The organism is Pseudomonas sp. LBUM1661 (assembly GCF_059695925.1).
On the sequence record NZ_CP166794.1, the window covers coordinates 2162600 to 2175004 of the forward strand.

At 45.1% G+C, this 12405-nt stretch carries 10 protein-coding genes; 6 read left to right on the top strand and 4 right to left on the bottom strand.

The window, feature by feature from the left end; all coding sequences use genetic code 11:
• The first annotated feature begins 53 nt into the window (after positions 1–53).
• From ACA057_RS09955 to ACA057_RS09965, 3 genes are all read left to right on the top strand, one after another.
• A complete protein-coding gene (locus ACA057_RS09955; protein ID WP_497347888.1) occupies positions 54–683 on the top strand; it encodes a hypothetical protein in 630 nt (209 codons plus the stop codon).
• A 329-nt stretch (positions 684–1012) separates the two neighbouring features.
• Positions 1013–2116 (top strand): acyltransferase family protein, encoded by a 1104-nt coding sequence (locus ACA057_RS09960; RefSeq protein WP_497347890.1) that lies wholly within the window; start codon positions 1013–1015, stop codon positions 2114–2116.
• Positions 2109–2870 (top strand): SGNH/GDSL hydrolase family protein, encoded by a 762-nt coding sequence (locus ACA057_RS09965; RefSeq protein WP_497347892.1) that lies wholly within the window; start codon positions 2109–2111, stop codon positions 2868–2870. Before ACA057_RS09960 ends, ACA057_RS09965 begins: the two co-directional genes overlap by 8 nt.
• Before the next feature lie 252 nt (positions 2871–3122).
• On the opposite strand, the gene ACA057_RS09970 is transcribed toward ACA057_RS09965, so the two are convergent.
• A complete protein-coding gene (locus ACA057_RS09970) occupies positions 3123–4169 on the bottom strand; it encodes a glycoside hydrolase family 99-like domain-containing protein (protein WP_497347894.1) in 1047 nt (348 codons plus the stop codon).
• 58 nt (positions 4170–4227) lie between these two features.
• Positions 4228–5631: an O-antigen ligase family protein gene (locus tag ACA057_RS09975; RefSeq protein WP_497347896.1), complete on the bottom strand. Its 1404-nt coding sequence runs from the start codon at positions 5629–5631 to the stop codon at positions 4228–4230.
• 582 nt (positions 5632–6213) lie between these two features.
• On the opposite strand from ACA057_RS09975, the gene ACA057_RS09980 reads away from it, so the two are divergent.
• Positions 6214–7350 (top strand): acyltransferase family protein, encoded by a 1137-nt coding sequence (locus ACA057_RS09980; RefSeq protein ID WP_497347898.1) that lies wholly within the window; start codon positions 6214–6216, stop codon positions 7348–7350.
• 388 nt (positions 7351–7738) lie between these two features.
• On the opposite strand, the gene ACA057_RS09985 is transcribed toward ACA057_RS09980, so the two are convergent.
• The gene (locus ACA057_RS09985) at positions 7739–8248 is read right to left on the bottom strand and encodes a hypothetical protein (RefSeq protein ID WP_497347900.1); all 510 of its coding nucleotides are present in this window, start codon (positions 8246–8248) and stop codon (positions 7739–7741) included.
• A 70-nt stretch (positions 8249–8318) separates the two neighbouring features.
• A complete protein-coding gene (gene galU, locus ACA057_RS09990; RefSeq protein ID WP_497347902.1) occupies positions 8319–9152 on the bottom strand; it encodes a UTP--glucose-1-phosphate uridylyltransferase GalU in 834 nt (277 codons plus the stop codon).
• Positions 9153–9647: 495 nt separating this feature from the next.
• Between galU and ACA057_RS09995 the strand changes: the two genes are divergently transcribed.
• Both ACA057_RS09995 and ACA057_RS10000 read left to right on the top strand, forming a co-directional pair.
• Positions 9648–10088, top strand: coding sequence for a low molecular weight protein-tyrosine-phosphatase (locus ACA057_RS09995; protein ID WP_497347906.1), 441 nt, complete (start codon positions 9648–9650; stop codon positions 10086–10088).
• A gap of 44 nt (positions 10089–10132) precedes the next feature.
• On the top strand, positions 10133–12361 hold the full coding sequence (locus tag ACA057_RS10000; protein ID WP_497347908.1) for a polysaccharide biosynthesis tyrosine autokinase: 2229 nt from the start codon (positions 10133–10135) through the stop codon (positions 12359–12361).
• Positions 12362–12405: the final 44 nt, after the last annotated feature.

The following is a 12405-nucleotide window of genomic DNA, read 5'->3' on the forward strand; positions in this document are numbered from 1 at the left end:
ACGCGCCCAGTGTTCATGACACTGGAAAACCGCAAGCGGCGTGAGGAAGTAGATTGGATTCAAGACTGTACATCGCTCAATACGCCGGAATCACCGTCATGCTGCCTGCGGCCATGGTCGTCGCTGGTTGGTTATGGTGCACGGCCTCGAGAAAACTCGCGCTGTCATGGCTTGTCGTACTGTCGGTAGCCTATTTCGTCGTGGGTCTCAGCAAAGTGCTGTTCAAAGGCTGGGGAATCGGCCTGGAAAGCCTGGACATCGCGGTCATCAGCGGCCATGCAATGAACGCCTGCCTGGTCTCGACCGTTGTCCTGAGTTTGCTGCTACGCCAGATCGATCATCGGCTTCGATGGCTGGCACTGGGTGCGGGGCTACTGTCGACCTGGTGGTTCAGCGTCGAGTATGTCGGGCAGACTATCCACCCTGTGGCGGAAGCCATTGCCGGAGCGGTCGTTGGATCTGCCGCGGCGTGTGTGTTTCTTTTGAGGTTGGAGAAAAAGGACGTCCGCAAAATTCCGCTGCCGGTCCTGGGGATAGGGCTGGCGGTCATCCTGTTGAGTACGAGCATTCCGAAGTATACGGCTGAGGGGGTTTTGAACTCGCTGGCAGTGGCTCTGTCAGGAGCTGAAAAGGCTTTTATGCAGCCTCATTGGCGTGGAGCTCCGGTATCGTCACGCCTGTAAGTAGCAGGCCACAAGGCGGCTTGTCTGATGTAAATTTCATTCTTTGCTTTAATGCTAAATATCCATTGTTCTTGATCGCAGTTTCGTAGGAAAGAGTAATTACTTAAAAAACTTCTTTGCGGTTCTGATTTTGTCAGAATTTGCGTTGTGCGAGTTAACGTCGTTGGGGCGATGTCGAGTCCTTGCAACTCAGTTATAAAATGTCGGCCTATTCCAATGAGTGAGGGGGGTCCAAAGGCATTATCCTGCTTATTTTTCTGGAATAACGTAATTCGTCATAAGCGAATGAATTCGGTGTGACGCCTGAGAGATTATCTTGAGGTTTTATTATGGCTGTGACAAGAAGGCAAATGGTGAATGTGGTGACTGGGAAGTATGAATTGATCCAAGTGTTGCGTTTCATTGCTGCACTAGGTGTTGTTATTTGTCATTCCGCTTTCTACTCTAAGGAACGCCTCGACCCTAATACCCTCAGCTATAACCTGGGTGCCAATGGTGTACCACTTTTTTTCGTAATCAGTGGATTCGTAATGATGGTCGCTGCACAAAAACTTCAAGGCGTTGATGGGGCATGGAAGCTTTTCTCAATCAGGCGAATTGTTCGCATCGCTCCCCTCTATTGGTTCGCCACCACAATTAAATTGGTGACCCTGCTGGGCGCAGCCGGGCTAGTGTTACACGCTCAGGTGGATTGGGCCTACATTCTTAAATCGTACTTCTTTGTACCCGCTGTTAACGTCGATGGCGAAATCCGACCGCTGCTCGCTGTCGGCTGGACCTTACTGTTTGAGATGTTTTTTTACGCTATCTTCACTTTATCCTTGTTGGTTAGGATTGATGCAATCAGATTCTCATCTCCTGTACTTGTTGGGTTGGCAATTGCCTCCTACTTCAAAACCGATGAATGGAACACAGCACTAGCATTTTATGCCGATCCCATCGTACTGAATTTTCTCTGGGGCATGATCACCGCCCGGTTGCTGCAGCGAGGTATGGTGATAGGTAGGAACGGTGCTTTCGCTGTGGTCATCATATCGTTGTGTTACCTGTTCTTTCCGCGTTTTCCCGAGTTTGGAAACAGCATTACCTACGGCATCGCGTCCTTTCTGGCTGTGTATGGTTGCGCCAGCCTCGAAAAATCGCTGCGACTTTCTGTTTCCCGTTGGCTAGTGTTCCTTGGCACAGCGTCCTATTCAATTTATCTGTTCCACCCTCTGACCGCTCCCGTGGCGCCTGTATTATTCAAACGCTTCGAGTTGATCTTTCCCTTGCTTTCAGTGCTTGGCAGTATCGCAATTGCAATCGGAGTCGGCGCATTCATGTACAGGTTCGTGGAGAGCCCACTAACAGAAAGGCTGAACCGCCACGTTAAGCAATACTTCAACAGTTCAGTGAGCTTGAAAAGAATAGATAAAGGAGAGGTGAATGAATAACTTTGTGAGGCGCCTGCGTAGCCTCATTGGCTGTACGTTATTTGTTGGTACTTCGCTTCAGGCCGCTACGCTACCGTCTCAAATGGATATCGTGTTGGACTGCGGCCGTAACGACGGTCATTCCTATAGGATATTGTTCATCGGCGACAGTATCACCTTGCACGGTTTCAACGACTGGACCATTCAGCACCTGGGGTGGTCTCATTTGAGCGGGATGGCTGCCTCTTCCCGGCGAAGTGACTACGCAAATCTTCTGAGTCAAAAAATCAGTCAAGCCCGAGGCCAGTCAACGGTCGCTTGCTATCACACTGCTGGTGGCAATGGGGCGGTTGCGCAAAGGCTCCAGGCTCTGGATACAGTAGTCGATACAGAGCCTAACCTCGTGGTTATACAGTTGGGCGAACACGAGGACCCAGCCCTGGGTTTTCAGCGACTGCACGAGGACTATAAAAGCCTGATCAAAGCAGTCAGGGCAATGAGTAGCCAGCCTAGCGTTATCGCCGTAGGGCCTTGGTCATTGACCCTTCAGGATCGTATCGGCCGCTACAGCGGCTGGACTGGAATTGTAGACCAGACGATGCTGGCGGTCGCTGCCGAGGAAAGGATGCCTTATGCCTCCGTCGCCGATATCGCGAATATACCGGGGACCCATGGTACCGGTGCTTCGGATGGGGTGCGCTGGCATCCAAATGATTATGGTCAGAGCTTGTATGCTGAGCGACTGTTTGCTCTATATAAGCAAGTGAATCCCTGACGAACCGCTCAGCAGTTTGCAGCCAGTTGGCGATAATTAAAATTCGTCAACCGTAGAAAAATCAGCGACAGCCTGGTCGCGCAGTGATCAATTTGGACATCCCGGTGACAATGTTCCGTCCGTTGCTATACAGCGAGGTTAAACGCAAGTCTCTTCCCGACTGTGCCGTGTTGCTCAAGGAGCTGAGTTGCCGCTACGGCGATCGGCCCCCGTCCAGTCGCCTATCAGATGCGTAGAGGGTATTGATATGGATTATTTTAGTATACGTTTGATTTGCTCTAAGTACTTAAAACCAAATTTTTTGGTTGGCTCAATATAAGAACCTTCACCAAATTCATTCCAGCAGCAGATGATGACTGTATTTAACGATTTTTCAAGGTTTTTGGATACTAATTGTTTTGCCTGTTTTAAATGTTCAGCAAATTGTTCAGGTGTGCTGCTTGATTGATCGTGTAGAGGATCGGAACTCCCTCCCCAAGGGGTTTTATCCCATCCTGATGTAATTGGTACAATATATGGCAGTTTGCTGTTATCTAGTATGAAGTTCCAGTTCTGAAAATATCCTTCGGAAAGCTCCTGGTAGCTTTTCGAGAGTTTTCTGTCCGCCAAGTTTGGAGATGCAGAATGTTGGTAGTTGTAAGCACTTAATGCATCATATGTTTGGTCGGGTAGTTCTTGAGTTATTGATATTTTATCAGCTCCGGCTGAACCAACAAAATAGATACCTTTTAGGCCTGCTTTCTTTGCCATGGATCTAGCTCTATTTAGGAGCTCTTTTGGGGTTGCGCCAAATTTTCTTGAATCCTTGAGTAACATTTCAGCAGAAAAAATGAACACTACTGGTTTTCCGTTTATTTTTTTGTAATTTTTTTGTTTGAAATAATGTTCGATCCAATAATTTACGATTTCGTCGTACTGTTCGTAGCTTTCTGGAGTTTCTGTATGGTTTGCCCATAGTAGAGAAAACTCGACAGTTGATTGTGTTGAGCTGCGGATAAAAGAATCTATTGCATATGTTCTGTTTTTTATTCCTGTTCCTTTGTCCCAATACCAATCGTATGCGATAAAGTTAATACCGTACTTTTCCATCCACCTTATTTGCGTTCTAGTTATATCGTCGGAGCCCTCTTTATACCATCCTAAAAATGGCTCTCGGTCAGGATGGGGCTTTATTTTCTCCCATCCATCAATATTTGGCCTATACCAACCTGGGTAATAAAAAACGCCGACGTCCGTCGCTGTCGCTACTTCTGATAATAAAGTTAATACCAAGAGAGAGACAGTGAGTAGCGGTTTCAAATTTTGTGCTCCCGAGAAATCATAGAGATGTAATAATTGTGCAAGGCAGCACACGAATCTATGAAGTTGCGTTTGTATAAAGTAAAACTGGGCTCAATAGATTTTCTGGTGAGTTACTGGGCGGGACGTTCTCTATAGTTTGGCTGGATCGAGTGGCAATACGGTCCGCTTTAAATATGTAATAAGTAATGCATAGCATGAAAACAGTATTTTGTAATGTGTCTACGAATCCCGTCGATATAATAAAAATGATGTACCCTATCATTGTCCCCAAGTACATACGTCTAGATGCAATGTTTGACATGTGTTGCGACGTTTTTCTATATGCGACTATAAAGAATAATGCATAGCTTATGATTCCAAGAGATCCTTGGTCGATTAGCAACCTGAATATAATACTTTCCGAATTGTAAAGGTCAGGCTCTTTGCCAGAGGATATGATGTTTCTTGTTGCATCTAATCCCATACCCCATATCGGAGATTCGAAGAAATATCTAGTCGCTACAGACAGTTGTCCACCGCGCATGGCCAAATCAGAACCCTTCATGTCTTCACCAACTTCAGGGTTGAAAATATTGACTATGGAATAGGTTTTGTCTCTCACTACTTCGGAGGTCGAAAAGGCTATCACGAAAATCAATGTGATTCCGATAATGCTCTTAAATGCTTTAACGAAGCGTAAAGTTGTGGCGAATATAATTACCGGGACTAAGAATAGTATTAATGGGCTCCTGGAGTTTGTGAATAGTATGCCGGTTACAATAATAGTTGTGATGAGTGTAACTTTTACATAGTCTGATAGCGCGAATTTTGCTTTATTTAATTTTATAGTGTAGTACGTTAGTAATGTGATGGCGAGTAACGCGCCGTAGGTAATTGGGTGTGATAGAGTTCCTTGCGCACGAGCTCCTCGAAGTGTGTCTTCATACGTTTGAGCTAGAATTCTGTCAGTGTGATTCGTTGATTGAATAAAATCAATGTATGGGTTGTGGCCTATTAGGTAGCAAAGAGTCCCGTACATCGCTAGCGCACAATAGAAAATTATATATTTCTTAATTAATTTGTTCAGTTTAGATAGAGGTAACTGGCTGAGGTAGTGGCAAAATACTGTTGCGGGCATTATGATTTCAATTATGAATGCCGTAAGTGTCAGAATGCCCGCGTTGTTCGATGTTATATTCAGCGCTACTGAAATGATGGCAGGGATGATTAAAGCTATAAATGCTCTGCTAAAAGGCTTTTTATATGCCTTTCTCTTTCTGTGGCAGACGACTCGTATAAAATATGAAGCTATCAACGCTAGGCAATAAAATTTATATATGCTAATAGCAGGTAGTGATGGTGTATCCACTAGCAGCAGGGCTTTAGGAGTTAAGGTCGTCCAAACGGGCAGCAATAGAACTGATGCTCGGAAAAAATATAATATTAATGTGAGGCCCATTACAGCTAGCAGATATAACATTTAACTACAAGGCTCGAGGTTAGTGGTTTGTCTTTAGGTGTTTGTCGCTGATTTACAGTGTTGTATTTTCTGCTGTTTTTGCATGGAGAATTAGTTTGTGTGTATTGTAAAGCTTAGTGTGTGATGTTCAAATTTTGGAAATGATTTTGGGACTGGGATCAAGAACTGAATTAATCAATAATTCTTTTGGGGTGTTATTTATGCGCGTCTATGCGCTGTTCTTGTCCGCCAATAAGCGTGCGAGAGCCCTAATGATCTGCCTATCAGAAAGAAAATATAGATGTCTCCGTGATAACTCAAGTAAATATTTATAACGTAAAAGTAACGTAGGTGGGGTGGCTAAGCAGAAGACGTGTTAAAGACGGTTACCAGGCAGGAGGGCCAGTTTTGATAATGATTGACTGTTATTTTTTGTCGCATTCAAACTATCGCCGATGCATGAGGCTATGCGTATGGTTCAACCTAAAGGAATCCGGCGTGCTGATTTCGGTTGAGGTAGGAAGGATCTAACAACTTCGTTTCGATTAACTTCGCTATTTTCTAGATCAGCGATTGAGCTTTACAAGGGTACGAGTGAAAATAATGAATAATGTTATGTTGGTGGTTTTTCTGTATGCGGTGTCATTATTTTTGTTGGATAGGATCTTCAGGAAAACAAACATACTGACGGATCAGACGTTGCTCAGATCTTCACCGATTGATGCACTACGAGGATTACTTGCCACAGCTGTTGTGTGTCATCACTTCATAGTAACGTATTATTGGAAGGTGGATGGTAGTTGGGTTCGTCCGGAAAGTGACGTTTTAAATAACATGGGCGTTGTACCTGTCTCGCTATTTTTTATGATAACTGGTTTCTTGTTTTTTGGAAAAATATACAAAAAGACTCCCGAGTGGGGGGCTATATTTAGATCGAGAGTTCAAAGGATAATTCCGCTGTATACATTTGTTGTGTTGGCAGTTTTTTTGATTAGCTTAATAGAGACGGGGTTTGTTGTTAAAACCGGCGGGCTGCTGAAAGAGCTATTTATGTGGGGGGTCTTTGCAGGTACCACATTTAATGGATTCGCTGACAGTGTACATATAACATCTGGAGCACATTGGACTCTGAGATATGAATGGCTTTTTTATTTAGCTCTTCCCATCGTCGCGACTGTTTTTAATTGGAGGGCGTACGACAAATATTTTATTATGTCGTTGTTTATAATGTTTCTGGCGCTCCCAGGTATATACTTTGGTTTTATAGTGCCGAAACTAGCGTTGCTTTTTTTTATAGGGTTTGTTCCTGTGATAATAAAAGTACACTTTCCAAAATTTTTGTCTGTAGTAAAGCTTGCATGTAGTTCTTTAATTGCCTTAATTTTTCTGATTGTTGGAATGTTTATCCACGAAGGTTATTCTATCGTTCAGATGCTTTTGCTTGGGGTTTCTTTCGTGATGATTGCCCTTGGTAATGATGTTTTTGGCGTCCTCAAGAGTAACGGGCTAAAAGCTCTTGGTGAGATAAGCTATAGTATATATCTTACCCATGGTCTAATTCTTTATTTGCTATTTACCATGTTGAAATTGTTTTCTTTTAGGGAAGGTGGGTTAATTGATTATGTTGTTTTGTTGCCGTTTGTACTTGCGTTGGTTTCGGCTTCTTCTGTCATAACGTTTTCTGTTATTGAGAAGCCGTTTATTTTTGTGAGAAGTAAAAAGTTGCCCGTTTTAAGTTGATGCGGGCTATTCATCGTCTACCTAATTAGTTTACAGCGCTAGAGCATAATTTTGGTCGGTTGATGCGTCGGTATTTAGGCTTCGCTGAGTTGAGTTGATGAGGCCTTATCTTTCCTAAAATTGCTGCCTAATTAGCCGACCACGAATCAAAGGCATATAAGACGGCCTACCGTGTCCCCGCATTTAGGATCGCTTGGCATCGGTCAGGCTATTTCATCACCAGGAATGTAAAGTGCGGGAAGATTAGAGGCAATATTGTCCAGGCGACGTGGCCTACGACATAGGTGGGTGCAGAAAGTAGGCAGCACTCCAAGGCGCTTGCTGAAGATAACGATTTAAAATAAGGAATCAATAGCTGTTTGATTTCGTATGCAGTATATGGGGGGGGTTATACTGGAGGCACCGGTGTGTGCTTGCGCTCGCTACTATTTCGGTTGCCGATCTCGTTCAATAGCTCCTCAGTCTTTGCATGCATCAGCTCAACATCACCGCGGCTTTCAACATGTAATAGGATCATCGACTCAGTTGTTGATGGGCTTATCTTGAAGCGCCACTCTGCGAAAGTTAGATTCAGACCATCGCTCTCGTCCGAATCCAGCGCCTTGCTGATATACACGTTTTTGAGGTGTGTCAAGATCGAAAGAGGGTCGGCAACAACACATCGAATTTTCCCTGAAGAAGGAAATAGTCCAATGCGCTCCACTAACAATCTTGATTGAGGGGATTCTGATGAGGGATGTCGCTCGGATGTTGCTAGCCAAGCCATAGTCTGCCGTTCGATGGTGTCGTCACCTATGTACGCAAAATAAGGACTGGTCGCACGAAAAACGCCGTCCTCATCCATCGCAAAAGAGCTCGGTAACTTATGGGCATCGATAGACAATTTGGAAATGCTCATAGTGGTATGCCCTCGTAGAAAGGGTTACGGCCGCTTCGGGAAGCGGCGCTCAGCTTTGGGGAAGATCGATCTACAATCCCTTCTTGTACAGATGTTCAAAGCAGAAATTGGTTGCGTCGATGTAACCTTCCGCTCCACCACAATCAAAACGATGACCTTTGAATTTATAAGCCAGCACACAGCCACTTTGTGCCTGCTTCATCAACGCATCGGTGATTTGGATTTCACCGCCCTTGCCGGGTTGGGTATCGGCAATCAAGTCAAAGATATCGGCCGTCAAAATATAACGGCCAATAATTGCCAAGTTTGACGGAGCGTCTTCCGGCTTAGGTTTTTCAACCATGCTGTTGACACGATAGATGCCTTCACGAATCTGCTCGCCAGCGATGATTCCGTACTTGTGCGTCTGATCGTTCGGCACTTCCTGAATTGCCACAATCGAACAGCGGAACTGCTTATAAAGTGCGATCATCTGAGACAGTACACCATCACCGCCGAGGTTCAAACACAGGTCGTCAGCCAGTACCACTGCAAAGGGTTCGTCACCGATCAACGGCCGGCCTGAGAGAATGGCGTGCCCAAGCCCCTTCATCTCCACCTGGCGGGTGTAAGAAAATGTGCATGTTTCCATCAACTCGCGAGTACCAGACAGGAATTTCTCCTTTTCGCTACCGCGAATCTGGTGTTCCAGTTCATAGCTTATATCGAAGTGATCTTCCAAAGCCCGCTTGCCTCGCCCGGTTACGATCGCCATATGCTGAAGACCCGCATCCCGCGCTTCTTCTACGCCGTACTGGATCAGAGGTTTATTCACAACCGGTAGCATTTCCTTGGGCATAGCCTTTGTGGCAGGCAGAAAGCGCGTGCCGTAGCCAGCTGCGGGGAAGAGGCATTTGCGGATCATGTAGGCGTCCTGTTAGATATACGATAGAAATGTTAATTATTAAAAAACGATCGGTTACAAACAGCCGAGCGCTATTACTTGCTCGTGATTAGATATTCATCTATAAGTTCCTCAACAAATACCATAACTCGCATGGAGTAGCATCAGGAATATCGCGAATGTTAAGTTACGTCTGGTCTAATAGCTGATGTTATTTTATGTCCGACTTTGTTGGTGGAGCTAAGCTTTATAATATGGCAATAAGTATTCTCTCGGTATTTAAAGATTGATGTCGGCGTGTGTTCGCAGTTAAGATTTTCAATGTCACGATAAACGTATCGCCCTTATGGGGATGGAGTTTTTGAAAGGCGGATGTGATCTCGCGTCACAATATGTGCAGGGAGAGCTTCATAGGCTTGAGAGATGGATAGAGAGCTATAGCGTGCGCGGGAAGAGTCTGAGTGTGTTTGGCATATGCTTCATCACCTTCAATTTTGGCAAGATGGGGAGGGAGCCGTGTTAGAAAAAATTTTAGTCGTTTGTATAGGTAATATTTGCCGTAGCCCTACCGCAGAAAATTTACTGCGTGATGCGCTTGTTCATTCCAAAGCCCAGGTCAGCTCCGCTGGCATTGCTGCGTTGGTCGACAGTCCCATAGAGCCGACAGCGCGTCTTGTTCTTGAGGAACAGGGGCACATCCCGAGAGATCACAAAGCAGTACAACTTACTCCCCAGTCCATCATCGAGTCTGACCTGATCCTGGTGATGGAAAAGCGTCATTTGAATGTGGTACTCGATATTGCCCCTGAGGCTCGGGGCAAAATTTTTCTGCTGGGCAAATGGCAAGATGATCGTGAAATTGGTGACCCTTACCGTCAAGGAAAGCCTGCTTTTGTGCATGCATATACGTTGATTGAAGAAGCAGTACACGCATGGGCGCTGCGTCTCGAACGCTGATAGCCATTTCCCCAAAATAGCAGAAAAGACAAAGAATTCGAATTATGCAGCAATCGCATGTACAGCAAGATATTGATAATGACGAAATGGACCTGTTGGGGCTTTTTGGTGCAGTAGTCGATCATAAATGGATGATCGCAGCTATCACCGGAGCCTTTATGGTGGCCGGGGCGTCATATGCGATATTGGCTACTCCGATATATCAAGCGAACGCTTTGGTGCAGGTGGAAGCCAAGAAGAATGACTTGCTGGGATTTTCGGATGTCAGCAGTATGCTGGGCAAAGAGTCCCCATCGGTCACAGAGATTGAACTTATTAAGTCGCGCTCGATCATCGGAGAAGCGATTGATAGTCTAAGTTTAAACATCACTGTACGTCCAAACTACTTTCCAATAGTCGGGCGTTTTATCGCAAGACGTTATGTCAAAAAAAATCCTGACAGTGTGGCTGATCCATTGCTCCCGCTCAGCGGTTTCGCTTGGGGCGGAGAATTACTGAAAATCGGCACGTTACAGCTACCTGATTCGCTGCTTGGTACTAAGCTATCACTCATAGTTGGGGATAAAGGCGGATATATAATCCTGAATGAGGACGGTGATAAAATAGTTGAAAGTAAAGTAGGCGAGCTTTACTCAAATAATGATATCAGCGTAAACGTTGAGAAAATTCGGGCAAATCCAGGTACTAAGTTCTTCATCGTCTGCAATCCGCGACTCACCAGCATCCTTGATTACCAAGACGCTCTCGATATTTCCGAACGGGGCAAAGAGTCTGGAATTATAGGTCTTTCGCTAGAAAGTGAAGATCCTAATTTGGCGATTAAGACATTAAATGAAATTGCCGATATATATGTTCGTCAAAATATTGAACGAACATCTGCCGAAGCAGCGAAAAGTCTCGGGTTTTTGAACGAACAATTGCCTAAAGTCCGAAGAGACCTAGAAAAAGCTGAGGACGCGTTAAATGCATATCAAACGCGTAGCAAGTCAGTAGATATTACTCTGGAAACCAAAGCTATTCTTGATCAGATCGTTTCATTGGATACGAATATATCCGAGCTTAAATTGAAACAGGCTGAAATGGATAGAAAGTTTACGCGTGAGCATCCGGCATACAGAGCGCTGATGACCCAGCTTGGGGAGTTGACGAATAAACAAGATAGTTTGGCAAAGAAAGTACAAAGTCTACCGTCAACCCAGCAGGAGCTATTAAGTCTTACCCGTGACGTTCGAGTGGGGACGGAAATCTACACTCAGCTGTTGAATCGGTCGCAAGAACTAGATGTCATGCGGGCCGGTACTGTAGGTAACGTACGATTGATTGACAGTGCGGATGTTGATCGAACTAAACCAGTTAAACCAAAAAAAATATTGATAGTGCTGGTTGCGACGCTATTTGGTGCTTTTTTGGCAGTAGCGCTGGTTTTATTACGAAAAGCAATTAATCGTGGTATCGAAAGCCCGGAAGCTATTGAGAAACTGGGTCTGCCGGTTTATGCATCTGTTCCTTACAGCGTTTTACAAAAGACGGAGGAGCAGAAAAAATCTCGCACCTCGAGTCGATCTGGCAAGGCGCCATCTTTGCTTGCAATACATCACCCTACAGATTTATCGATTGAAGCACTGCGAAGCCTGCGTACAAGTCTGCATTTTGGCATGTTGGATGCCCAAAACAATTTACTTATGATTTCTGGGCCTAGCCCTAGCGTGGGCAAAACCTTTGTTTCCGCCAACCTGGCGGCAGTGGTAGCGCAGGCCGGTCAACGTGTACTGCTAATCGACGTGGATATGCGAAGGGGTTATTTGCATGAGCTGCTGGGTGTACCTTTCAAGAATGGTGTATCCGATATTCTGGTAAACCGCTGTGATGTAGCGACGGCGATACATAAAACAGAAATCGAAGGTTTTGATTTTATGAGCCGAGGTGAAAGACCTCCAAACCCGTCAGAACTGCTGATGCGGAGTTCCTTCACGGAATTATTAAATGAAGTCAGTTCAATGTACGATTTGGTAATCCTGGATACCCCACCACTGTTAGCTGTCACAGATGCGGCCATCGTCGGAAGGCAGTGTGGTACAAGCTTGATTGTTGCCCGTTTTGGTTTGAATCCAGCTAGAGAGATTGAACTCACTATTAATCGGTTTGCTCAGAACGGGATTAAGTTGGCGGGGGCGATTTTTAACGGCGTTGAGAAAAGGACTTCTGCAAACTACGGATATAGTGGTTACGGTTATTATCACTATGAGTACAAGGATGAAAAAGCGAAGGCGTAACCGTTTCCTGATTATTCTCACTGTGATTTCATTGCGAGCGTTGT